Source organism: Paraburkholderia sp. BR14312 (genome assembly GCF_040948675.1).
Taxonomy (GTDB): Bacteria; Pseudomonadota; Gammaproteobacteria; order Burkholderiales; family Burkholderiaceae; genus Paraburkholderia; species Paraburkholderia nodosa_A.
This window is the reverse complement of record NZ_JBFPKI010000005.1, coordinates 502,564-524,446: the sequence shown is the minus strand read 5'-3', so window position 1 is coordinate 524,446 and position 21,883 is coordinate 502,564. Positions and strand designations below refer to the sequence as shown.

Sequence of the window (21,883 nt, the reverse complement as noted above, 5' to 3'; positions counted from 1 at the left end):
TGACCGTGACGGTGCATGAGACGCCGCACTTGTTGAGGTGCGGCGAGCGGCGTCTCGCCAAACCTCAACTGACCGGTAGCGCAAAATTGCCGCTATACGATGGGGAATCTCCCGCCAGTCGAGAGCTTTGGTACGCTCGGCCACCTAGTCATCGCGCTGCCTGCTGCAAACTGGCCGCGCGATGACTAGCCCCGGCTGACGAGCAGCGTAGGTTCAGCCGTTCCTCTGCAAAATTTTTACGTCTCGTCGATTCGCCATGCTTGACCGCCACCGTCAGAAGATCGGTGCCTGGCTCGGGATGCTTGCCATCCTGCTGAGCGTGGTCGCGCCTACGGTGTCCCAGGTGCTGCGCGGCGTGCATGGCGGCGTCGCGCATCACGCCCATCATGCTCATCACCCTCAACTGGCTGTCGAGGTTGCGTGCGATGCCCATGCCGGGCACCACCATGGCTCCGATTCATCGTCGCTGTGCGACGCGTGTCCGTATTGCGCACTGTTCGCTCACTCGCCAGCCTTGCCCGGCCTGGCCGTCAAATCGAGCGTCGCGCCGCTGCGCCCCTTCTTTCCTGTCCCCCTCGTCACCGCTGCGTTCCGCCCATACACAGTGATGACGCCGGCCCAGCCGCGCGCTCCGCCCGCCTCATCCTGATCCTCGCAGACGTTTTCCAGCCAATGTGGCGATGCCGGTGAACGGCATCGCTGCGCTGGCGCGCGCCTGCTCTGCGCCAGCCTGCCACGGCGCGAGGGCGCTTCACCACCATTCGATCAGGATCTGGACATGCGAACCATTCTCCAACGGGGTGCCGCAGCGCTGTGCGCGCTTGCGTCGTGCCTGGTTTCAGTCGATGCGTCGGCCCACGCGGTGGTCGGCGATCGTGTCTTTCCGGCCACGATGGCGGTCGACGACCCCGGCGTCGGCGACGAATTCAACCTGGAGTACGGCCACATCAAGACGCCCGACAGCAACGGCAACGACATGAACGTCAACACGGTGTCGTACGAGTGGGACAAGCTGATCACGAAGAATCTCGCGTTCAGCGTTGCGAGCAACTACGCGAGCCTGAATTCGCCGGATGGCAGCGCGAAGGGCTGGGACAATTTCACGCTCGGCGTCAAATATCTTGTCTACGCGAACCCGCAGCACGAGTTCATGGCGTCGGTCGGGCTGCTTGCCACGCTCGGCGGCACTGGCGCCAAATCGATCGCCAATCCTTTTTCGACCTTCACTCCGACCGTCTACTTCGGCAAGGGCTTCGGCGACCTGCCCGCGTCGCTCGGCTACCTGCGGCCGTTCGCCATCACCGGCACGATCGGCCCGAATCTGACGACCGCGTCATCGGACCAGGGGCCGAACTCGCTCGGCTGGGGCTTGACGCTGCAGTACAGCATTCCGTACCTGCAACAGCAGGTGAAGGATCTCGGGCTGCCCCAGCCGTTCAGCAACCTGATTCCCGTCGTCGAATTCCCGATGAGCACCTGCACGGCAGGCGCGTGCGCCGGCCAGACGACGGGCACGATCAACCCCGGCGTGATCTGGATCAATCGCTACGGGCAGTTCGGCGTCGAAGCACAGATTCCCGTCAATCGCGCGACCGGCACGCACACGGGTATCCTGGTGCAAGCCCATATCTACTTCGACGACATTTTCCCGAATTCGATCGGCAAGCCGCTGTTCTGACCTATGAGGAATCCTTTCATGAAACTGCATACGACCGCACGCGGCGCCGTTGCCGCATTATTGATCGCCGTCTGTCAGTTCGTGCAGGCGCACGCCTACCCGACCCATCAGACGCCGGGGGCTGGTTCGACCGTGCCAGGCTCGCAGAAGGAAGTCGCAATCGACTTCGACGATGGCCTCGAGCCCGCATTCAGCTCGATCACCGTCACGGACGCACAGGGCAAGGCCATCACGAGCGGCAAGGCCGTTGCCGACCCGTCGAACAGCAAGCACATGTCGGTCGCGCTGAACCCGCAGACGCCGGGTGTCTACGCGGTCGCGTGGGTCGCTGTCGCGGCGGACGGGCATCGCACGCAGGGGCACTACACGTTCACGGTGAAGTGATCATGGAGCTCCTTGTCGCCGGGCAGATCGCCCTTGCCGCAGTGCAGGACGTGCTGTTCGCGACGGCGGCCGGCTCGCTTGCGTGCGCCGTGCTGGGCACGCATAGCGGCATGGGCGCGCCGGCCACGCTGCGCGGGTGGCAGGCCGGCCTCGTGATCGCGCTGGCGCTCACGGCTCTCGCTTACCTCTGGCTGCAGGCCGCCGTCATGAGCGGCTCCCCGCTTGCCGGCGCCGGCGACGCGGTCGCCGCCGTGCTCACGCAGTCACACTTTGGCGTCGCGTGGTCAGTCGGGTTCGTTGGCGCGCTGCTGGCCACGCTGAGTCGTATCGCCGGTCGTCGCGGCCTGCCGCTGTTCGCCGTGGGCCTCCTCGTGTGGGCGGCGGGCAAGGCCGCGGCCAGCCACGCGGCGGACGCCGGCGACTTCTCGGTGCGCGAAGGCATTCATCTCGTGCATCTGTGCGCGACAGCCCTATGGGCCGGCAGCGTGATCGTCGCGTCAGTGATATTGCGCCGGGCGGCGCCTGTCGCTGACGCATCGGCTGGGCAAAGGGCGGCGGCGTTCCGCCTCGGGCTGTCGCATCTGGCGACGGCCGCGCTCCTCGTCGTGCTGATCACCGGCCTCTACAACGTGATGCAGGACACCGCGCAGGCGGGCGTGCCGTTCTTCGGTACGGCCTGGGGCCGGGTCCTCTCTGCGAAGCTCGCGTGCGTCGCCGCCGCGGTGGCATTGGGCGGCTGGAACCGGTGGCTGATCTTGCCTGATCTGTGTGCCAACGCCCAGCAGGACGGCCCTGTTTTCATGGCCGCGCTGGGCCGATTCGACGCCTGGCTGACTGTTGAAGCGCTTGTCATGCTGGCCGTTCTCGTGTTCGCGGCCGTGCTGGGACATACGTCTCCAACGGGCGGATGACAGGGCAGCGAACCGGGTCCCCGTCGCGCTTCTTCAATAGCGCTCAGGCGAGTTCCACCGCACCGTGGTCATCGCAGTGGTCGCCGTGCGGGTGATGAAGATGGCCGTTGACCAGATAATCGACATGATCGCCATGTGGTACCGGTTCGTGTCCGCAGCCAGGGCCGTGGACGTGGCCCGGTTCATGGCCACCGCAGTCGGGTGTGCATTGGTCCGGATTCCTTGCGCTGACTTCGATCCTGTGTTCGTCTACGTGATCACCGTGCGGATGATGCAAATGGCCATCGTGCAGATAGTCTACGTGGTCGCCATGCCTGACGGCGGTGTGTCCGCAGCCCGGGCCATGCTGGTGGTTATGGTGTGCGTGATGAGGTTCGTTGCATGTGCTCATGCCTGTCTCCTTTGTCCGTCTGGCCGCGCGTGAACCTTCGACGGCCACCTGCCTGCTCTCCGTTGAACGGGGCTTCGACGCGTGAATCCTGCCGTGCAGGCAGTTGCGCGTAAGGAAAACGAAACCAAATGCGTCGGCCTCCCTGTAAGGATACTCCCACAACCCGATGCCCAACGCCGGGGGTACCTTACGACAGCTGAGGAGCCCGGCCAAGGCGACGGGTCGCAACAGGATGGCGAGCTGCAGCCCGTGAAAGGCCGCAGCACGGCAGGCGTAATTGTTCGGGTCAATGCCAAAGGAGCGCGATAAGAATGATGATCGGAATCGGAACGCCAAGCAGAAAAAGAAGAATTGAGCGCATGTTTGCCTCCTCTCAGATCGAAAGTAGTGGGATTTGCCGAGCCGTCACCATTCACGCATCCTGCCGCCGACCGTCGCCATGAGACTGGCGGAGAAGGCCCCTATGAGCAGCGAAACGAAGAGCCACAAGGTGACGCGGACGGTGGCCCTGCGGATCGCTTCTGCGGCTGCGCGCGCGGCGCGTTCCTCGGCATCGACCTTTTCCTGCAAGCGCGACCAGGTGGTCGTGACGCGCGCTCGGGCATCTGCCGGTGCGAGCCCGGTTCTCTCGGCTACGATGCGCGCTACGTACGCGGTGTCCTCGGCCGAAAGCGCCCCGCCCGCGGGCAGACTGTTGAGGAAAATTCGCGCGATCTCCTGCTTCTGCTGTGCGGTCTCGAAGACCTGTTCGGCATGCAAGGTACTCGGTGAACTCGAAGCAACCGAGGTAGACAACGCACCGAATGCGGCGGCGCCCGCAACCGGACGCAGCATGCCGTCGATCAGATAGCCCATGGGCCAGGTGCTGTATGCGGCCTGGGCGTTGCCGCGATTGAGGGCGGCAACGCCGCTCGCGACGTGCGCTGCGCTCCGTGCGCCTGCGCTCACGCCCTCTCGGGCCAGCCCGGACATGGCCGCGGTGAACAGGATGGCGGAAAGGAGCGTGGCGAGCGCCCAGGCGAGAAAGCCATGTGCGGTGTCGCGGAAGTGGGTCTCGTCTGTACCGATACCGGGCCAGTGCCGACGCAACCGCCCCGCGAGATAGCCGCCGAGACCGGCAGACATCACCTGCGTCACGCAGATCCAGATGACGGCCGCCACGCCGAAAGTCTCTGCGTGCGCGCCGCTTCCAGACCAGGGCGAAAGCGACGAAAGCCCGAGGCCCGTGCCGAGCATGAGAAGAATGAGGGCGAAGGCCGCCATGCCCACGGCTCCCGCCACGACAGCGCTCCAGGAAACGGCGGAGCGTGGGCGTCCATTGCGGGACTCCGCGACCCGCGCTGCTGCGACGTCATTCCCAAGTCGATCGATCTCATCCATGGCTAACCCTCTTTTCGGTCGTGAGCCTGCATGCGAAGCCACGCAGCGGCAGGCGGGTCAAGAGCGCAACAGCACGAAACGTGCCGCGCGCGCGAACGCAGCGGACCGCGGAAGAGGGTGGGAACATGGGCGACGTGCCAGACTGGCGCGTTGACCGGTTCGACATTCGCGCGCTTACTCCGACCAATCCTTATCGCCTTTGCGTTTCACAGTATCTACAAGTCTGTATTGCGCAAGCAGGTCCGCTGCTTGCTGCCAGGAAGGCGTCAGACTGCGCACCGCCAGGTAGCGATTTCTCCGCATGTTCGCTGACCGGTGACGTCGCAGTTCGCTATGCTTCAGGACGTCACCTGCACAATGAGCCCAGGCGGTGCGGCCTTGGGCGCAACGCCTCGCGCCGGGTGCAGGCGAACGCTGCCCGGAGCGGACGAAACAGGACAGCTTCACGTGAGCAACGCCGATCATCCACACGGACAGGCTCTGCGCTTCGTTACCCGGCATCCCCTCCGGTTCGTCTTCCAGGTGTGCACGGCGTTTCGCAGGAACCAGGGGTTGCTGCTCGCAGGTGCGATCGCTTACTACGCGTTGCTGTCTATCGTGCCGCTCCTGATACTCGTCGCGATCGCGTTTAGTCATTTCGTTGGGGAGCAGCTTCTGCTCGATACGCTCGCCCATTTGCTCGAATGGCTCGTACCGGGGCAGTCGAAAGCGATTGTGGCGGAGCTTGCCAGCTTTCTCGCCCATCGCTCCGTGATTGGCTGGTTTCTCGTTGTCACGATGATCTTTTTCAGCTCGCTTGCCTTCACCGTGCTCGAGAACGCGCTTTCAATCATTTTCGTGCATCGGGTCGCGATCCGGCGCAGACACTTCCTGCTGTCGGCAATCGTGCCGTATCTGTTCAGCCTGTCTTTGGGTATCGGCGTGCTGGTGGTGACGCTCGTCTCCAGCGGCCTGCATGCCGTAGCGAGCGACAGCATTGTGCTGTTCGGTCATGCGGTGCCGCTAACAGGCGCGACCCGGGTCGTGCTGTATCTGTGCGGTTTCGCGGGTGAGATTCTGGTATTGACAGCGATTTATCTGGTGATACCGGCGGGGCGCACGACGCTGCGCCATGCGTTCGTCGGCGCGGTCACCGCCGGCGTGTTGTGGGAGATCACGCGACGCGTGCTGGTGTGGTATTTCGCGACGCTCTCCGAGGTGAGCGTCGTCTACGGGACGCTGACGACGGCGATCGTCGTGCTATTCAGCCTCGAAACCCTTGCGACCCTGATGCTGTTCGGTGCGCAACTCATTGCCGAGTACGAGCGCCTCGATACAGGCAATGGCGAGCCGGCATCGCGGCCGGTAGTGACTGGTTGACCACAGGAGGCAGCCGAAAGCCTGCTCGCCACGTCGGATTCGAGCGCCGGACGGTCTTCGTCCCCGGGATCGTTGATCAAATTGCCGTCGGCTGCGCGAGCGCCGACCGGTCAGGGCGGGTACGACGGGTGCTCGAGGGGCTGCTGTCCCGATCTGTCAGGCTTGGTACAGTGCAAGCACCCTTGAATCCAGCGGTCTTTTCCTGGACCATCGCAGCGGTCGCGACTGCGGGTGTCATCCTGCGGCCGCTTGGATGGCCGGAAGCCATCTGGGCGGTCGGAGGGGCGCTGTTGCTAATGCTGTCCGGATTGCTGCCGTTGAGCGCGGCATTGCAGGCTATCGGCAAGGGGACGGACGTCTATCTCTTTCTCGGCGGCATGATGCTGCTTTCGGAAGTCGCCAGACAGGAAGGACTATTCGACTGGATCGCCGCGCTCGCCGTGCAACATGCGCGTGGTTCTCCACTGCGGCTGCTGGTGCTCGTCTACGTGGCAGGAGTCGTCACGACCACTTTTCTCTCGAACGATGCGACCGCGGTCGTCATGACGCCGGCCGTCTACGCCGCCGCCAAAGAGGCCAAGGCTGAGCCGTTGCCCCTCCTGCTCTCGTGTGCGTTCGTCGCCAATGCGGCCAGTTTCGTGCTGCCGATCTCGAACCCGGCCAACCTGGTTCTATATGGAAATCACACGCCGCCGCTCGGAGCCTGGCTCTCGAGATTCGCGCTGGCGTCGGTGTTGTCATTGTTCGCGACCTTTGCGCTCCTATGGTGGACGCAGCGTCGCGCGTTGCAAGGCACCTTGGCCAACGATAAACCTGAGTCCGGTCTTGGCGCCGGTGGTCGCCTGACGCTTTGCGGCCTCGCCCTGACGTCAGTTGCGCTTCTGGCCGCGTCGTTGCGTGGCCTGCAGCTCGGTGCGCCGACCGCAGTGATGGGTTCGCTCACTACCGGCGTCGTGCTATGGCGCGAGCGCGCGTCGCCGTGGCCGTTGCTCAAGCGCATCTCCTGGAGCGTGCTGCCACTTGTCGCCGGGCTGTTCGTGATGGTTGCGTCGCTCGATCATACCGGCGTGATCGACGCGCTGGCCGGTCTGCTGAAGCACGCGACTTCGGCGAACGAGACACTGACAGGATTGGGCGCGGGCGCGGCGGCGGCGTTCGTCAGCAACGTCGTCAACAACCTGCCTGCGGGACTGGTTGCTAGCGCAGCAACGATCAAGGCGCAAAGTCCCCAGCCGGTAATCGACGCGTTATTGATCGGCGTCGATCTCGGGCCTAACCTCTCGGTGACTGGATCGCTCGCGACGATCCTGTGGCTCGCCGCGCTTCGCCGCGAAGGTGAGTCCATTACCTTTGGCCGCTTTCTGAGCGTGGGCGCCGTCGTGATGCCGCCGGCCCTGATTTGCGCATTGGCCGCAAGGCTTCTGGCGGGAAGCTAGCCGAGTCGCTTTCACGTAATAACCCGGAGGCGGGGCTCTCAAGTGCTACGAACTGTTGCTCGAGAGGCTTGTCGAGTTCCTCGCGCTCACATCGATTTCGTCAGGCGATTCCGGCCTAGCCCGGTTAGGCTATCAGGCCGCGGCAATCGTCATCGCGCTGCAATCACGTTACGTTCGACTGTCTGCAGATTGCCGGGCTGAACGCATCCTGTTTTACGCGACCCGCGCTCTCGGCGTCGCCTTCAGATCACGAAGAATCCATGTGTGCCGTCGCGCTCTAGCTGCGCCACGAGCCCGTACTCCCATTCGAGGTACGCGTTCATCGCCTCGCGGGCGTTGTCGGTACCTTCGTAAGGGCGCCGGTAGCGGTCGATACGCGGCGACGCCAGATGCGCATCGCCGCTTTGCACCGGCAGGCCGGCGCCTATCCATGCCGCCGTGCCGCCTTCCAGCACTTCGACGGGCTTGCCCGTGAGCGAGGCAATCTCGGACGCGGCGAACGGTGCGAGCGCGTTGGTCATGCACACGGCCACATAGCGGCGCGCATCGGGCAGCGCGCGCAGATCGTCGAAGCCTGGCGCGAGATGCGACCGCAGCGCCCACCACGCGCCGGGGATATGTGCCTTCACGTGATTGGCGCTCGACGTGAAATCGAGCACGACGGTGCCATGATCGCTCGCGGCAAGACGCGTGGCGAGCGCTTCGGGCGTGATCGTCGAGACGCTGGCGGCGGCGGCCTTCGGCGCGCGCCATGCGCCCGCTTCGGTGAGGTGCCCGGTGCGGGCTTCGTAGATCACATGCACGTCGACGTTCATCTGTGCGAGCCAGGAAGCGGTCATGTTGGCACGCACGCCGTCGTCGTCGAACAGGACCACGCGCGCGCCACGCACCGGCGCGAACATTTCGGTTTCCTGAACGAGCTCCCCGCCCGGCGCACCCTGAAACCCTGGAGCATGTGCGTGTTCATACTCGGCAGGCGTGCGCACGTCGAAGCGATACGTCGTACGCGACGTGTCGGCGGCCCACTGTTCGGCTTGCGCGAGCGTCGTGCGCTGCACGCCCGCGCGGCTGGCGAGCGCGGCGGCCGCTGCGCGCGATTGCGCGAGCGTGGCCGCGTCGCGTCCCGCCTGCGGTTCGAACTGGCGTGCGCTGCCATGCTCGAGCGTCTGCCCGGCCAGCGTCCAGCCGATCGTGCCGTTGCGCAGCGCCGCCACCGGGTTCGGCAGCCCCGCATTCACGAGCGATTGCGTGCCGATGATGCTGCGCGTGCGCCCCGCGCAGTTCACGATGACGCGCGTAGCGGGATTGGGCGCCAGCGCGCGGGCGCGCAGCGCGAGTTCCGCACCTGGCACGCTGATGCTGCCGGGAATGTTCATCGTCTGGTACTCGTCGAAGCGGCGCGCGTCGAGCACGACCACGTCTTCGCCGCCCGAGAGCAGCGCATTCACGGCCTCGGCCGTCAGCGAAGGCGTATGGCGCTCCGCTTCGACGAATTCACCGAACGCCTTGCTCGGCACGTTCACGTCGCGGAACACCTCGCCGCCCGCATCGATCCAGCCCGCGAGTCCGCCTTCCAGCAGCGCGATATCGGTGTAGCCAAGCGCGTCGAGCTTCGTGGCCGCGCGCTGTGCGAAGCCTTCGCCGTTATCGAGCAGCACGATCGGCACGCTGCGGCGCGGCAGCTTCGTCCAGGCGTCGAGTTCGAGCTTCGAGAGCGGCAGGTTGGCGGCAAAAAGCGGATGGCATTGCGCATGCGGATCTTCCTCGCGCACGTCGAGCAGCGCGATCTCGCGGCGGCCGAGCAGGGCGTTGCGCACGTCCTGATGCGTGCGTACGGGAAATGACTTCATGAGGCGTTGGGTTCCTTGCTGAGATCCCAGAAGTTCGGGAGGACGTCGTTCGAGTAACCGGAGATGAAGGGCTTGGGCGAGGCGTCGGCCGGATAGGTAAACCGGCGCACCGCGCCGATGTTCGCCCCATACACGTGAATGCTGACCGAAACGCGATCGTCGTAGGCATTGCGCACGCGGTGGATGTCGCCGAGCGTCGGCGAGACGGCCTCCACCTCGCCGCGCTGAAGCAACACCTCGCGGCCCAGCGGATGCAACGCACCCGCCGCGTCGTGCGCGTAGGGCTGCGCATATTCGGCGCCGCGCAGCACGCCTATCAGGCCCCACACCGTGTGGTCGTGAACGGGCGTTTGCTGGCCCGGTCCCCAGACAAAGCTGACCACCGAAAAGCGCTGGCGCGCGTCGGCGTAGAGCAGGTATTGCTGATAGCGCTCAGGCGAGGGCGCGGCGTAGGCGTCGGGCAACCAGTCGTCGTCGCGCACGAGTTCGCGCAGCGCATCGAGGCCGCGATCGATCAATCTGGACTCGCGCGGCGCGTGGTCCACGAGTTCCGCAATCGTGCCGACGAAGCGGCGAAGCTTGTGAATGCCCATCAGAACTTGCGGATGGGCGCATGCCGGAGGACGGCGCGCGGTGCAGCGGTGCCGATATCTGCGGCGTCGGGATGGCTCATGGCGGTCTCTCCAGCCGTATCAGGCGGCGGCGCGTACGCGCGAGGCCAGTTCGCGCGTGGCCGGAATCAGCGCGCGGCCGTAATCGATGGCGTCCTCGAGCGGGTCGAACCCGCGAATCAGGAACGTTGTCACGCCCAGCGCGTGATATTCGGCGAGCGTCTGCGCCACCTGGCCAGGCGTGCCCACGAGCGCCGTCGAGTTCGAGCGCCCGCCAATTTCCTTCGCGACGGCGGTCCACAGGCGGTCGTCGGCGCGCACGCCGTCGCCCGCTGCGCCGAGCAGGCGACGCGCGCCTTCGCTCTGAAGCGGGCCGCCCGTGTCGAGACCCTGTTCGGCGCGCAGGCGGCGCGTCTCGTTGAGGATATGTTCGGCGCGCTCCCACGCCGCCTTCTCGGTGTCGGCGAGGATCGGCCGGAACGACACGGAGAAGCGCACCTGGCGTCCGTGTTTCGCGGCTTCGGCACGCACGCGAGCAATGAGGTCGGCCACGCCTTGCTTCGATTCGCCCCACAGCGCGTACACATCCGCGTGCTTGCCGGCCACCGCGAGCGCGGCTTCGGAAGCGCCGCCGAAGTAGATCGGCACGTGCGGCTGCTGACGCGGCTTGACCTCCGACCACGCCTGTTCGAAGCGATAGAAGCGGCCTTCGTGGTCGAACGGTTTGCTTTCGGTCCATACACGTTTGAGCACCTGCAGGTACTCGTCGGTGCGCGCGTAGCGCTCGTCGTGGCTCAGGTAGTCGCCGTCGCGCCGCTGGTCGGCGTCGCTGCCGCCCGAGATGAAGTGCACGGCGAGCCGGCCGCCGGAAAAGTGATCGAGCGTTGCGAGCTGGCGTGCGGCGAGCGTCGGCGAGACAAAGCCGGGGCGGTGCGCCAGCATGAAATGCACGCGCGACGTCACGCTTGCCGCATAGGCGATCGTCAGCGTGGCGTCGGGGCTGACCGAGCTGTGCGGCACGAGAATGCGGTCGAAGCCTGCGTGCTCGTGCGCCTGCGCAAAGTCGCGAACGTAGTCGACGTCGATGGCCGGACCTTCGGCGAGATGCGTCTCCGACACCTTGCGCTGCTGGATCATGCCGATGAATTCGATGCTCATGCGGGCTCCCTGGGTGGACGAACGATCCAAAGAGGCTACCACCCGGGCATGCGAGGTTTAAATATTGAATGCTGATAAACATTCCATTCGCACATGACATGCAGCGGCATGCCGCGCGCCGAAAAAGGAAAGTCCGAATCGTTCTTTGCCGGCGCGCGAGCGCTCACCGATACTCGGATTTCCGGCGCGCGGTTGCGCCCCACGTGCCCCTTCGCAGGACATTCCCATGAGCGATCCCACACTGCACGACCGTCTAGCGCACAGCACACTGCGCCTCATCGGCCCCGATCCGGAAGATTGGGTCGTCAACCGTGACGGCATCGATCACAACGTGGTCGTCGTGGGCGGCGGCCAGAGCGGCACGGCCTTCGCGTTCGGCTTGCGGCGCGCGGGGATCGGCAAGGTCAGCGTGATCGACGGCGCGCCTGGCGCGCCGCACGCGGGTGTCTGGACCACACGCGCTCGCATGCAGCGCTTGCGCACGCCCAAGACACTGGCGGGGCCGGAAGCAGGGTTGCCCGCGCTGAGTTTCCAGGCGTGGTACGAAGCGCGTCACGGCGAGGCCGCGTACGCCGAATTCGAACGCATTGGCCGCGAGGATTGGGCCGAGTATCTTGCGTGGTATCGGGAATTCCTCGGCATCGCGGTTCGTTACGGCACGACGCTCACGCGCATCGAACCGGTTGGAACGCACTTCAGGCTACATCTCGACGTTCGTCACGGTGACGATGTCGTGCGGCGTGTGGAAACGGCGCGCAAGGTGATACTCGCAAACGGCGTGGCGGGCAATGGCAAGCCCAACCTCGCCGCGGCGCTGGCCGTGCTGCCGCGCACGCACCTCGCGCATACGTCCGATGCGATCGATTTCGCCGCATTGCGCGGCAAGTCCGTCGCGGTGGTGGGGGGCGCGGCCTCGGCGTTCGACGCGGCGGCGACGGCGCTCGAAGCGGGCGCTGCCGATGTGCACCTCTTCGTGCGTCGCGCGCTGTTGCCAAGCCTTCCTGTGACGCGCGCCCGTGCGTATCCTGGCGCGTACGACAACTATCCCGCGCTGCCCGACGCGCTGCGCTGGCGCCTGGCACTGCGCTTTCGCCGCGCGGGATCGACGCCGCCCGCCGACGCCGTCTCACGCGCCACGCGCTTCCCGAACTTCCATCTGCATCTGGACGCCGTGTGGCAGCGCGCGACGGTGGAGGGCACGCGCGTAGCGGCGCGGGTGAACGACGCGACGTTCGCATTCGATTTCGCGATTGCCGGAACCGGTTACGCCGTCGACCTGCACGCGCGGCCCGAACTTGCCGACCTGGCCGATCACGTGCTGCTCTGGCGCGATCATTACATGCCGGCGCCGCACGAGCAGGACGAGGCGCTCGGCGCGCATCCTTACCTCGGCGCGGCGCTCGAATACCTGGAGAAGACGCCGGGCACGGCACCGTTCCTGCGCAATGTTCACGTCTTCAATCCGGCCGCGTTCGTGAGCCGCGGGCTGCCCGTTGGCGACGTGCCGAGCATGAAGCGCGATATCCCCGCCGTGATCCGGCGCATCAGCGAGGATCTGTTTCTCGACGATATCGAGGCGCATGAGGCGCGGATGAGCGCCGTGGTGGCCGCCGATTTCGAGCCGTCGCTGTATGTGGACAGCGTGTACAGTGAAGAGCGCGTCGAGCCGGCGCCGTCGCGATAACGGAGCGGCTCACACGCCGATCGCAATCGCACGCTTTTGCGCGAAGTCCCAGCGCTCGGCGTGCGCCGTCTCCACCGGGGCCGGCAGCAGATGCGCGTTGAAGAACGTATCGGCGATTTTCTGCTGCTCGCCGAAAACCAGGGCGCTGACCTCGCGCACGAGATAGCTTCGGCGTGCGTTGGCGCGCTCGATGGTGGGCGCATCGAGCCCCCAGACCGGCGCGAGCAGCCGCGCGGCGTCCTGCGGCGCGCTGCGCACCCATTGGCCGGCGTCGCGCAACTGCGCATAGACCACGGCGATCACGTCGGGCCGCGCCTGCGCGAAATGCGTGGAGGCGAGATAGTAGCGCTGGTAGGTGGCGAGCCCCTTGCCGTCGGCGAGCACGCGCACGTCGGGCTGCTGGTCGACCGAGGCCACATAGGGGTCCCACGTCACCCACGCGTCGACGCTGCCGTTCTCGAAAGCGGCGCGCCCGTCTGCAGGCGTGAGGTAGTGGATGCGCACCGCTTCGGCGGGCACGTTCGCCTGCGCGAGTGCAGCCAGTAGCAGATAGTGGCTGCCGGCCGCCTTCGTCACGGCGATGTCCTTGTCGCGCAGGTCGGCGAGCGTGCGCAGCGCACCCGCGCGCTTGACGATGATGGCCTGCGCACCGGGCGAGGGCGCTTCCTGGGCGACGTAGACGAAGCGCGCATGTGCAGCCTGCGCGAAGATCGGCACGGTGTCGGCAACATCGGCGCTGAAATCCACGGCTTGCGCATTGAGCGCTTCGGTGAGCGGCAGCCCGCTCGCGAACTCGCTCCAGCTCACGCTCACGCCGAGCGGCGCGAGCGCGGATTCTAGCTTGCCTTGCGTCTTGAGCACGGTGATCAGCGTAGACGACTTCTGATAGCCGATTCGCAGCGTGGAAGCCGGTGCGGCAAAAGCGAGACCCGTGGTCGCCGCGACGCCGAGAATCGATCCATGAATGAGCAGGCGTCGGCGGGAGGGAGAGAACATGGCGGACCCAGCGGATTCAGTTGACGAATCGAAAATGCTGGATGACCTTCGCGCACAAGGCAACGAAGCGATTCTGCTAAGGATTCGCGCGGGAGCGCTTTGGCCGGGTGAGCGCGCCATATCGGCGGCGTGATTCGCCTTAATGCGTTTTCACGGCTTTGATATCAGCAGATATTGGATTGGCCGTGACGCACGTGGCGTTAGTATGGATGCCCGATCATTGCCGTCCTTTGATGTTCTCACGCGATGTCCCCTTCTTTCCCACGTTTTGGCATCTGGGCGCTCGTGCACGGAAGCCGCGCGGCGCTGCAAGACCCCGCTGAACCCTACGATGCCTCGTGGGCCCGCAACAAGGCGCTCGTGCTCGAAGCCGAGCGGCTTGGCTACGACTCGGTGCTCGTGGCGCAGCATACGGTCAATCCGCACGATCCCGCACTCGACCAGCTCGAGGCGTGGACCGCATCAGCCGCGCTTGCGGCGCTTACCTCGCGCATCGAGATCATCGCCGCGATCAAGCCGTTTCTCTACCATCCGGTCGTGCTCGCGAAAATGGCGCAGCAGATCGAGCACATCAGCGGCGGCCGCTTTGCAATCAACCTCGTGAACGCATGGAACCGGCCTGAACTCGAACGCGCCGGCATCCCGTTTCCGGAACACGACGATCGCTACCGCTATGGCCGCGAATGGATCTCGGTGGTCGACGCGCTGCTGCGCGGCGAGCGCGTGACCCATCACGGCTGCCATTTCCACATCGACGATTACCGGCTTCTTCCGGCCGATCCGTACCGTGCGCGTCCGCGCATCTACGTGGGCGGTGAGTCTGAACCGGCGCGCTCGCTTGTTGCCGCGCACGGCGATACGTGGTTCATCAACGGCCAGCCGCTCGACGACGTGGCGGCTCTGATCGCCGACGTGTCTTCACGCACGCGTCCGGCTGGCCACGAAGCGTTGCGTTTTGGCCTGTCCGCGTTTGTGATCGCGCGTGAAACGCAAGCGCAGGCCGAAGCCCATCTCGAGCATCTCTTCGCACTGGCCGAACTCGACAAGTCGTTACGCGAGCGCCAGAAAGCCAACATCGACCCGAACGCCGAAATGTTCAAGACCTTCGCCCGCTCGGCGCGCGTCGGTTCCAATGGCGGCACGGCCGCCGGACTCGTAGGCGATTACGATACGGTCGCGCGGCGCATCGCGGCCTTTCACCGGGCGGGCGTCGAGTTATTCATGCTCCAGTTCCAGCCGTTCGAAGACGATATGCGGCGCTTCGCGCAGGAGATCGTCCCGCGCGTGCGCCGCGAACTCGCAGCGTGAAGCGGGTAGCGGCGGGCGCGATCAGAAGAACGCGCCCGTTGGCGGAAGCTGGCCAGTCAGCAGGTTCTGGCCGAGCAGGCGCTCCTTGTAGAGGCGCGGATTGTGCGAGGCGATGACCTTGATGTTGCGCCAGTGCCTGTCCAGCGCGCCCACGCTCGACACCACAGAGCCGGAGCCGAGGTCGATGAGCCAGCTCGCGACTTGCGGCGCGAGATCGTCGATCACGACTTTCGCCTCCGAAGCCGCAAGCGTCGCGGCGAGCGTGGCGGCGTATTCCTCGTTCGTGCCTTCGCTATCCAACGCGCGTTGCAGCGCCTGCACGGCGCGGTCGGCGCTCGCCTCGATGCTCGCCGCGTAGGCGCGAATCCGGCCCAGCACGGCCTGTAGCGCCGGTTCGTCGGCGGGATGCGCCGCCCCGCCGTGGTAGAAGTTGCGCTTGCGTCCTCGCAGCACCTCGACCGCATCGAGCACCACGCGCCGAACGATGCCGGCAATGCAATTGGTCAGGTAGATCTGGTGGAAGGTGAAGCCCCACGGCGCGGCTTCGGGCGCTTTCGGCGGGTCGGGCGCATAGACATGCTCGACCTTTACCACGACGTCGCGGAAGCGCGCGGTGCCGGAGCCGGTCAGGCGCTGCCCGAAACCCAGCCAGTCGTCCTCGTCGCTCACGCCTTCGGCGCGTTCGAGCACGTATTGCACCGTTGTGTTCGCACGGCTTTCCACAGCGACACCGATGAATGCATCGTTGTACAGATTACCTGTCGCGTAGACCTTGTCGCCCGAACCCAGATACACCTGTTTGCGCTCGTCCCATTCCAGGCGGCTCAATACGCGGCTCGGCCGCGCGCCGGCCGCCGTCGCGTCGCTTTCGACGAAACTAAGCCCGATCGTCTTGCGCTGGCGCACGAGGTCGAGCACGTGCGCATGGAACGGCAGGGCACGTTGCTTGAGCGCGGCTTCCACTTGCCAGAAGTGATTGCGCAAGGCGTGGGCGATGTTCGAATCGGCCGCTGCGACGTCACGCGCCACGGCGAAGAGTTCGCTCAATGACAGACCGCGGCCGCCGTCGTCGGCGGGCAGGCGCAACGCGCCGAAACCGAGCGCCTTCAGCGTGGCGATCTCTTCGTGCGGCAGGCGCTGCTCCCGCTCGCGCTGCGCCGCCGTCGCGGCGATCCCGATTATCGCTTCGGAGAACCCGAGCGCGGCGGACAACGGCGAGACGAGCGCGATCCCGCCGGGCTGGAGGGCGGAGGTTTCAGTCATGCGCATTCCCATTCATGGCGCGTCACACCTTGACGCTGTAGTCGGCGACCTTGATGGGCGCGTTGATGATTCTGCGTTGCGCGAGCCAGTCCGCCGCGCGCTGGAACTGCGCCATGAAGGCCGCGTCGTCCGGCTCGTGAAACTGGTTCACGCGCTTCAGGCTCGTCAGATAGTCGCGCACCTGGTCCGGATACTTCGCTTCCTTCTGCACGAGCTGTTCCGAATCGGCGGCATGCGCCGACTGCCAGGCGCCTTCCACGTAATACGCGTCGAGCACGGCGCGCACCAGCTCCGAATTTTCTTCGGTGAACTTGCGACGTGTCACGAGCGAGCTGTAGTCGATGAGGAAATCGAGATCGCGCCCCTCGTTGAAAATGTCCTTCGCGTCATGCGAATAGCGCGCGATATCCACGGCGGGCGACCACATCGACCATGCATCGACTCTGCCTTGCGCAAATGCAGGCGCCGCATCGGGCGGATTCAGATAGACGAACTCGACCTTGTCGCGGTCGATATGATGCTTCTCCAGCGCCGCGATGAGCAGGAACTCGCCGAGCCCCGAGCGGTTCACCGCGACCTTGCGCCCGGCGAGGTCGGCAACCGAGTTGATGCCGCTCGACTTCTTCACGATGATGGCCGTGGACCGCGGCGAATACACGTCGAATCCGGTGAAGACGATGGGCGAGCCGGCCAGCATGGCGGCGAGCGCGGGTGTGGTGGAGCCCCAGAAGCCGAAGTCCGCGCTACCGCCGACCACGGCCTGGATCGAGGGCGCATGGTTCGGGAACGGACCGATCCATTCGACCTTGATGTTCTTCGCGGCGAGCGTCTTCTCGAAGACGCCGCGCTGCCTGGCGATGTCGGGCAGGGCGCCGTAGCCCCAGCCAATGCGTACCGTGTCGGTGTTGCGCGTGAGCTTGCGGGCCGGCTCGGCCGCCTGCGCGGAAAGAAGAGGCGCGGCTGCGGCGCCGGCAAGCAAACCTCCTGCCGCGAGCAGAAGCTGGCGGCGAGTCAGTGAAACATCGTTCATTCGTGGTGGTTCCTTCTGTAGAGAGCGGAGCGCATCAGTGCGACCGAACGCCCAGTCCCTCGAGCAGCGTGAGCCGCAATGCCTGCGGCGTGTGGTCTTTGGTGTGAAACGAAGCCGCGATGCGCCCGGCGCGCATGACGAGTATCCGGTCCGCGAGCGCGAGCGCCTCGTCGACGTCGTGGGTCACGAGCAGCACGCCCGGCGCGTGGCGCGCGACCAGCTGCTTCACAAGTCCATGCATCTTGATGCGCGTGAGCGCGTCGAGCGCGGCGAACGGTTCATCGAGCAGCAGCAGCGCGGGGTCGCGCACGAGCGCCCGCGCGAGCGCCACGCGCTGCGCCTGACCGCCGGACAGATTGCGCGGCCAGTCGTCCTCGCGGCCTGACAAACCGACTTCGGCCAGTGCCCGGGTGGCACCGGTGCGCCCGACGCTCGACTCGTGGCCGAGCGCGACGTTCTCCCACAAAGTGGCCCAGGGCAGCAGACGATGCTCCTGAAACACCACGGAGGGCCGCTCTGGTGCACGAATCTGCCCGGCATCCGGTTTGTCGAGGCCCGCGAGCGCACGCAGCAGTGTGGTCTTGCCGCAGCCGCTTTCGCCGAGCAGCGCGACGAATTCGCCTGTGCGGATATCGAGGTCGAGTGCGTCGATGACGACGCGCTCGCCATAACGGCGTTGCAGGCCGTGCACCGATACAGCGGACGGTGCCGCGGCGGCTTCGTTTGCGGCGCGAGGCGCGCCATTCGGAGGAAGGGACAACGCGACGATGGAGCCCACTATTTCGCTCCCTTCGCATAGTTCGCGTGCCACGAGAGGAAGCGCGCTTCGAGCGAGCGAACCAGCGCGTCCGCGGCAACGCCGATGATCGCGTAAATAATCATGGTCAACAGGATGACGTTGGTTTGCAGGAATTCGCGGGCGTCCATGGCGAGAAAGCCGATGCCCTTGGTCGTCGCGAGCGTTTCGGCGATCACGAGGGCGAGCCACGCGTGCGCCAGCGCGTAACGCGCGCCGGTGAGGATCGAAGGCATGGCGCCAGGCAGGATGATCCGGCGCACCACGGCCGGCCAGTTCAACCCGATCACCTTGGCCAGTTCCATCAGCTTGGGATCGATCTGGCGAATGCCGAGCATCGTGTTGATGTAGACGGGAAACAGCACGGCGAGCGCGACCAGAAAAATCTTCGCGACTTCGCCCACGCCGAACCATACGATGACGAGTGGCAGCATCGCGAGAAAGGGAATCGCGCGGACCATCTGGATCGACCGGTCGATGAGCGCCTGCGCGAGCCGGGAAAAACCCACTAGTACGCCAAGCACGAGGCCGATCGTGCCGCCGATCAGAAGTCCTGTTACGGCACGCAGCAGCGAGACGCCGAGGTGCACGAAGAGGTCGCCGTTGCGGGCAAGATCCCACGCCGTCGCGGCGACGCTGCTCGGCGCCGGCAGCACTTGCGGCGCGATCCAGCCCACGCGCGCCGCGAGTTCCCAGACCACGACGATCAGCGCGGGGATCGCCCACGAGAGCCAGAAATAAAAGCGGCCCGTCGAAAGCCGCGAGCCGCCGGCGCGCGAAGGCGGTCCGTAGCGGTTTGAAGAAGAGGTGACGTCTGCCATGGCGGTTCCGTAATTGCGGTGAAGTCCGGGCGATGGACGTCCGTTCAGGGAGCGGTCGACGAGAACTGTTTGTCGAAGCTCGGCGCAACGTCGAGGCGTGTTTTGATGACGTCCGCGCGCAGGTAGAGATCGGCGGTGCGCTGCTGCTCGGCGATCACGCTGTTGTCGATCGGCACGGGATGCAGCTGCGCGCGCTGATAGACGGTTTTGAGCACGTCGGCGGGCAGGCCCGTCACGCGCGACTGGATCGCCGCGACTTCGTCAGGATGCGAGAGCGCCCAACGCTGGCCGGCCGCCACGCGACGCAGGAAGTCGGCGAGTTCGGCGTGCTTGTCGCGGATCGCCGTATCGGTGGCGGCCTCGAAGCTCAAGCCCGATGAAACGCCCACGCCGTTCGCGATGCTGCGCGTATGCTGGCGCGCTTCGGTGAGTGCCACGTAAGGGTCCCATGTGGACCAGGCGTCCACGCTGCCGGTGGCGAGTGCGGCCTGGGCGTCGACGGGCTGCATGTACGACAAGGTCACGTCGGCGAGCTTGAGGTTCGCATGTTCGAGCGTGGCCACGGCGAGATAGTGGCCGATCGAGCCGCGCGTGGTGGCGATGCGCTTGCCCTTGAGGTCGGCAGCGTTGCGGATGGGCGAAGTGTCGGGCACGACGATCGCGAGATCGACAGGCGTCGAGCGCGTGGCCGAAACGGCGCGGATTTTCGCACCTGCCGAGTACGCGAAGATGAGCGGGGCGTCGCCCAGGCCGCCCACGTCGATCGCGCCCGCGTTGAGCGCTTCGCCCAGCGGCTGCGCGGCGGGAAAATTGAACCATTCGATCTGGTAGGGCACGTCCTTTAGCTGGCCCGACGCTTCGAGTATGCCGCGCGTCTGGAGCTGCTGGTCGCCGACCTTGAGCGTGGCGGCGGATACAGCCAGCGGCAATGTTGCAGCAATCGCGACAAGAAAGCGGACATAAGCGCGGCGCATGAAGATTCCCTGGGTAATGCGGATAGCGAAGAGAGCACGATACGGAGCGCTCCCGTATAAGGCAAACGCATTGTTCTTCTAAGGAAATATGCAGATCGCAAATGCGCCGGCGCTTGAACGAAGCGTTGCAACGACGTTAAGCTACGCGATCAATACACCGGGACCATCATGACACTCGACGAGATCGAAGCCTTCGTCGCCGTGGTGCGCAGCGAGTCGCTGAGCCATGCGGCCGAACGGCTCGAACTGACGCAGCCCGCCGTGACTCGCCGCATCCAGAATTTCGAGGAAGCATTGGGCGTGGCGCTGCTCGATCGCAACACCAAGCCCATGCGCACGACGCCGATGGGCCGCGCCGTGTACGACCAGTGCCGCGCCATCGTGCGAGAGATCGACGCGCTGCGGCAACTCGTGAACGACGGGGCGCCGCTTGCGGGCGTGCTGCGTGTGGGAGTAGCGCAAACCGTTGCCGACATCGCGATGCTCGACGCGCTGCAATCGCTGCGTCACGCGCATCCCGGGTTGCAGGCGCGTGTATCCACGGGGTGGGGCGCACCGCTGCTGCAAAAAGTGGAGGACGGCGAACTCGACGCGGCCGTCGTGCTGTTGCCCGCGAACCGCGCGTTGTCCGAAACGCTGGTGGCGGAATCGCTCAGCTCGCTCAAGCTCGCCGTGGTCGCGCAAAAGGGGCTGCTGAAGCGCCGCGCCTGGACGCTCGCCGAATGCCAGTCGCACGGCTGGGTGCTCAATCCGGACGGTTGCGGCTTTCGCGCCGGCCTGCAGCATGCGCTCGCTGCGCAAGGCCACGCACTCAAACTGAATTTCGAAACGCTCGGCACCGAGTTGCAACTCGGGCTCGTCGCGGACGGCGTGGGCCTCGGTGTCGTGCCGTATCCGCTCGTCGTGGCGAGCGCGCACGCCGATTTGCTGGACATCGTGCAGGTGAGCGACTTCAAGCCCGAAATCGCGGTGCGGATCGTCCGCTCACGCGCCATTGGCAAGATGGAATCCGCTATCGCGGTGCTGGCGCAAAGCGTTGCGCAAAGCTTCAAGTCGGCGAAGCTTGCACGTGCGGCGTGAGCGGCGGTTCGCCTGCGGCGGGCGGCAGCGGCTATACGGTCCCGTCGACGGCGCGAATCTTATGAGGTCTCGCGGTCTCTTCCCGAGAAAAACTGATCGTCGGGCACGACATTGAGCGCGATCGTCAGACGGTTCGCGTAATTGAAGAAAGCGGATATTTCGAGGATCTCGACGACCGCCTCACGCGTGAAGCCGAGGTCGTGGAGCCGCTGCAAAGCGCTGTCGTCGACAAGGCCGGGTTCGCGCGTGAGCTGCTCCGCAATCCCGGTGAGCGCCGCCTCCTTCGGATCCAGCCGCACGTGATGCCATCCCTGCGCGATGCGCTGTGCGCGCACGGTGTCGCCGAGCGCAGTCGCGAGCGACTGGGTGTGGTTGAACACGCAATAGCTGCAGGTGTTCGCCGCGGAAGTGACGACTGCGATCAGTTCTCGCTCGGCGGCCGTCAGGCGGCTGCGATGCGGGTCGAACAGATGTTCGTAGAACGCCACGAGCCGCGACGCCGTGTCGGGGTTGACGGCCAGTGCGGCCAGCCAGTTTGGCACGAAGCCGTATTGGCGCCGAAATCGCTCGAAGAGCTCGGCAGCATGCGGCGGCAGCCCCGATTCTTCGGGCAGGCCAAGCCGGGAGACGGGCTCGTGTGCGATGTCGTGACCGGCAACGAAATCCGCCCGACGCGACGCGATATCGATAGTGGATGCAGCAGAAGACATAAAAGGACTCCTTATGTTTTGCGTGCGAACCGGAAATCTTCGAAGAATCGTTGAGATGCGTGC

22 protein-coding genes are annotated in these 21,883 nt (G+C 65.6%); 10 read left to right on the top strand and 12 right to left on the bottom strand.

Translation table 11 applies throughout. The annotated features are described in order from the left end of the window. Nucleotides 1-148: 148 nt before the first annotated feature. Nucleotides 149-448, bottom strand: a complete 300-nt coding sequence (locus AB3X98_RS17395) for a hypothetical protein (RefSeq protein ID WP_368602352.1) — start codon at nt 446-448, stop codon at nt 149-151. Between AB3X98_RS17395 and AB3X98_RS17390 the strand changes: the two genes are divergently transcribed. The 5 genes from AB3X98_RS17390 to AB3X98_RS17370 all read left to right on the top strand — a co-directional run bounded on the left by AB3X98_RS17390 (nt 335) and on the right by AB3X98_RS17370 (nt 3,397). Continuing rightward, nucleotides 335-649, top strand: coding sequence for a DUF2946 family protein (locus AB3X98_RS17390; protein WP_368610292.1), 315 nt, complete (start codon nt 335-337; stop codon nt 647-649). The two genes, AB3X98_RS17395 and AB3X98_RS17390, sit on opposite strands and share 114 nt — an antisense overlap. A 129-nt stretch (nt 650-778) precedes the next feature. Next, nucleotides 779-1,678: a hypothetical protein gene (locus tag AB3X98_RS17385; protein WP_368602055.1), complete on the top strand. Its 900-nt coding sequence runs from the start codon at nt 779-781 to the stop codon at nt 1,676-1,678. Between the two features lie 18 nt (nt 1,679-1,696). Continuing rightward, nucleotides 1,697-2,062 carry a copper resistance protein CopC gene (locus AB3X98_RS17380; protein WP_368602056.1) on the top strand — a complete coding sequence of 122 codons (366 nt, stop codon included), beginning with the start codon at nt 1,697-1,699 and terminating at the stop codon, nt 2,060-2,062. Nucleotides 2,063-2,064: 2 nt separating this feature from the next. Next, complete coding sequence (locus AB3X98_RS17375) at nt 2,065-2,973, top strand: CopD family protein (protein WP_368602057.1); 909 nt, start codon at nt 2,065-2,067, stop codon at nt 2,971-2,973. Between the two features lie 64 nt (nt 2,974-3,037). Continuing rightward, nucleotides 3,038-3,397 carry a hypothetical protein gene (locus AB3X98_RS17370; RefSeq protein WP_368602058.1) on the top strand — a complete coding sequence of 120 codons (360 nt, stop codon included), beginning with the start codon at nt 3,038-3,040 and terminating at the stop codon, nt 3,395-3,397. A gap of 372 nt (nt 3,398-3,769) precedes the next feature. Here AB3X98_RS17370 and AB3X98_RS17365 read toward each other — a convergent pair whose 3' ends face one another. After that, nucleotides 3,770-4,645, bottom strand: coding sequence for a hypothetical protein (locus AB3X98_RS17365; protein ID WP_368602059.1), 876 nt, complete (start codon nt 4,643-4,645; stop codon nt 3,770-3,772). Nucleotides 4,646-5,191: 546 nt separating this feature from the next. Between AB3X98_RS17365 and AB3X98_RS17360 the strand changes: the two genes are divergently transcribed. Then, the gene (locus tag AB3X98_RS17360; RefSeq protein ID WP_069266844.1) at nt 5,192-6,103 is read left to right on the top strand and encodes a YihY/virulence factor BrkB family protein; all 912 of its coding nucleotides are present in this window, start codon (nt 5,192-5,194) and stop codon (nt 6,101-6,103) included. 182 nt (nt 6,104-6,285) lie between these two features. Beyond that, nucleotides 6,286-7,539 carry an arsenic transporter gene (locus AB3X98_RS17355; RefSeq protein ID WP_368602328.1) on the top strand — a complete coding sequence of 418 codons (1,254 nt, stop codon included), beginning with the start codon at nt 6,286-6,288 and terminating at the stop codon, nt 7,537-7,539. A 242-nt stretch (nt 7,540-7,781) separates the two neighbouring features. On the opposite strand, the gene AB3X98_RS17350 is transcribed toward AB3X98_RS17355, so the two are convergent. The 3 genes from AB3X98_RS17350 to AB3X98_RS17340 all read right to left on the bottom strand — a co-directional run bounded on the left by AB3X98_RS17350 (nt 7,782) and on the right by AB3X98_RS17340 (nt 11,158). After that, nucleotides 7,782-9,389, bottom strand: coding sequence for a rhodanese-related sulfurtransferase (locus AB3X98_RS17350; RefSeq protein ID WP_368602060.1), 1,608 nt, complete (start codon nt 9,387-9,389; stop codon nt 7,782-7,784). Further along, nucleotides 9,386-9,982 carry a cysteine dioxygenase gene (locus AB3X98_RS17345; RefSeq protein ID WP_069266841.1) on the bottom strand — a complete coding sequence of 199 codons (597 nt, stop codon included), beginning with the start codon at nt 9,980-9,982 and terminating at the stop codon, nt 9,386-9,388. The genes AB3X98_RS17350 and AB3X98_RS17345 overlap by 4 nt, the downstream gene beginning before the upstream one ends. A 99-nt stretch (nt 9,983-10,081) precedes the next feature. After that, on the bottom strand, nt 10,082-11,158 hold the full coding sequence (locus AB3X98_RS17340) for an LLM class flavin-dependent oxidoreductase (RefSeq protein ID WP_368602061.1): 1,077 nt from the start codon (nt 11,156-11,158) through the stop codon (nt 10,082-10,084). Nucleotides 11,159-11,384: 226 nt separating this feature from the next. Between AB3X98_RS17340 and AB3X98_RS17335 the strand changes: the two genes are divergently transcribed. Continuing rightward, nucleotides 11,385-12,842 carry an NAD(P)-binding domain-containing protein gene (locus AB3X98_RS17335; protein ID WP_368602062.1) on the top strand — a complete coding sequence of 486 codons (1,458 nt, stop codon included), beginning with the start codon at nt 11,385-11,387 and terminating at the stop codon, nt 12,840-12,842. A gap of 9 nt (nt 12,843-12,851) precedes the next feature. Here AB3X98_RS17335 and AB3X98_RS17330 read toward each other — a convergent pair whose 3' ends face one another. After that, nucleotides 12,852-13,838, bottom strand: coding sequence for an aliphatic sulfonate ABC transporter substrate-binding protein (locus AB3X98_RS17330; protein ID WP_368602063.1), 987 nt, complete (start codon nt 13,836-13,838; stop codon nt 12,852-12,854). A gap of 246 nt (nt 13,839-14,084) precedes the next feature. Here AB3X98_RS17330 and AB3X98_RS17325 point away from each other — a divergent pair, with 246 nt between their 5' ends. Further along, the gene (locus tag AB3X98_RS17325; RefSeq protein ID WP_368602064.1) at nt 14,085-15,146 is read left to right on the top strand and encodes an LLM class flavin-dependent oxidoreductase; all 1,062 of its coding nucleotides are present in this window, start codon (nt 14,085-14,087) and stop codon (nt 15,144-15,146) included. A gap of 21 nt (nt 15,147-15,167) precedes the next feature. On the opposite strand, the gene AB3X98_RS17320 is transcribed toward AB3X98_RS17325, so the two are convergent. The 5 genes from AB3X98_RS17320 to AB3X98_RS17300 are packed head-to-tail and all read right to left on the bottom strand — an operon-like array spanning nt 15,168 to nt 20,030. Next, a complete protein-coding gene (locus tag AB3X98_RS17320; protein ID WP_368602065.1) occupies nt 15,168-16,409 on the bottom strand; it encodes an acyl-CoA dehydrogenase family protein in 1,242 nt (413 codons plus the stop codon). Nucleotides 16,410-16,431: 22 nt separating this feature from the next. Further along, the gene (locus tag AB3X98_RS17315) at nt 16,432-17,439 is read right to left on the bottom strand and encodes an NrtA/SsuA/CpmA family ABC transporter substrate-binding protein (protein ID WP_368602066.1); all 1,008 of its coding nucleotides are present in this window, start codon (nt 17,437-17,439) and stop codon (nt 16,432-16,434) included. A 34-nt stretch (nt 17,440-17,473) separates the two neighbouring features. Then, nucleotides 17,474-18,199, bottom strand: a complete 726-nt coding sequence (locus AB3X98_RS17310) for an ABC transporter ATP-binding protein (protein ID WP_368602329.1) — start codon at nt 18,197-18,199, stop codon at nt 17,474-17,476. A 17-nt stretch (nt 18,200-18,216) separates the two neighbouring features. Then, a complete protein-coding gene (locus AB3X98_RS17305; protein WP_368602067.1) occupies nt 18,217-19,056 on the bottom strand; it encodes an ABC transporter permease subunit in 840 nt (279 codons plus the stop codon). A gap of 44 nt (nt 19,057-19,100) precedes the next feature. Continuing rightward, nucleotides 19,101-20,030 (bottom strand): ABC transporter substrate-binding protein, encoded by a 930-nt coding sequence (locus tag AB3X98_RS17300; protein ID WP_368602068.1) that lies wholly within the window; start codon nt 20,028-20,030, stop codon nt 19,101-19,103. Nucleotides 20,031-20,198: 168 nt separating this feature from the next. Here AB3X98_RS17300 and AB3X98_RS17295 point away from each other — a divergent pair, with 168 nt between their 5' ends. After that, nucleotides 20,199-21,110, top strand: a complete 912-nt coding sequence (locus AB3X98_RS17295) for a LysR family transcriptional regulator (RefSeq protein ID WP_069266832.1) — start codon at nt 20,199-20,201, stop codon at nt 21,108-21,110. Between the two features lie 59 nt (nt 21,111-21,169). Here the strand turns inward: AB3X98_RS17295 and AB3X98_RS17290 are convergent, their stop codons facing one another. Next, nucleotides 21,170-21,820 carry a peroxidase-related enzyme gene (locus tag AB3X98_RS17290; protein ID WP_368602069.1) on the bottom strand — a complete coding sequence of 217 codons (651 nt, stop codon included), beginning with the start codon at nt 21,818-21,820 and terminating at the stop codon, nt 21,170-21,172. Nucleotides 21,821-21,883: the final 63 nt, after the last annotated feature.

Excerpts from the sequence above, each read along its gene's own strand:
- AB3X98_RS17325 (WP_368602064.1), top strand. The coding sequence starts at position 14,085 with ATGTCCCCTTCTTTCCCACGTTTTGGCATCTGGGCGCTCGTGCACGGA.
- AB3X98_RS17340 (WP_368602061.1), bottom strand. The coding sequence starts at position 11,158 with ATGAGCATCGAATTCATCGGCATGATCCAGCAGCGCAAGGTGTCGGAG.
- AB3X98_RS17300 (WP_368602068.1), bottom strand. The coding sequence starts at position 20,030 with ATGCGCCGCGCTTATGTCCGCTTTCTTGTCGCGATTGCTGCAACATTG.
- AB3X98_RS17385 (WP_368602055.1), top strand. The coding sequence starts at position 779 with ATGCGAACCATTCTCCAACGGGGTGCCGCAGCGCTGTGCGCGCTTGCG.
- AB3X98_RS17335 (WP_368602062.1), top strand. The coding sequence starts at position 11,385 with ATGAGCGATCCCACACTGCACGACCGTCTAGCGCACAGCACACTGCGC.
- AB3X98_RS17320 (WP_368602065.1), bottom strand. The coding sequence starts at position 16,409 with ATGACTGAAACCTCCGCCCTCCAGCCCGGCGGGATCGCGCTCGTCTCG.
- AB3X98_RS17290 (WP_368602069.1), bottom strand. The coding sequence starts at position 21,820 with ATGTCTTCTGCTGCATCCACTATCGATATCGCGTCGCGTCGGGCGGAT.
- AB3X98_RS17330 (WP_368602063.1), bottom strand. The coding sequence starts at position 13,838 with ATGTTCTCTCCCTCCCGCCGACGCCTGCTCATTCATGGATCGATTCTC.
- AB3X98_RS17380 (WP_368602056.1), top strand. The coding sequence starts at position 1,697 with ATGAAACTGCATACGACCGCACGCGGCGCCGTTGCCGCATTATTGATC.
- AB3X98_RS17295 (WP_069266832.1), top strand. The coding sequence starts at position 20,199 with ATGACACTCGACGAGATCGAAGCCTTCGTCGCCGTGGTGCGCAGCGAG.
- AB3X98_RS17395 (WP_368602352.1), bottom strand. The coding sequence starts at position 448 with ATGGTGGTGCCCGGCATGGGCATCGCACGCAACCTCGACAGCCAGTTG.
- AB3X98_RS17375 (WP_368602057.1), top strand. The coding sequence starts at position 2,065 with ATGGAGCTCCTTGTCGCCGGGCAGATCGCCCTTGCCGCAGTGCAGGAC.
- AB3X98_RS17345 (WP_069266841.1), bottom strand. The coding sequence starts at position 9,982 with ATGGGCATTCACAAGCTTCGCCGCTTCGTCGGCACGATTGCGGAACTC.
- AB3X98_RS17350 (WP_368602060.1), bottom strand. The coding sequence starts at position 9,389 with ATGAAGTCATTTCCCGTACGCACGCATCAGGACGTGCGCAACGCCCTG.
- AB3X98_RS17305 (WP_368602067.1), bottom strand. The coding sequence starts at position 19,056 with ATGGCAGACGTCACCTCTTCTTCAAACCGCTACGGACCGCCTTCGCGC.
- AB3X98_RS17315 (WP_368602066.1), bottom strand. The coding sequence starts at position 17,439 with ATGAACGATGTTTCACTGACTCGCCGCCAGCTTCTGCTCGCGGCAGGA.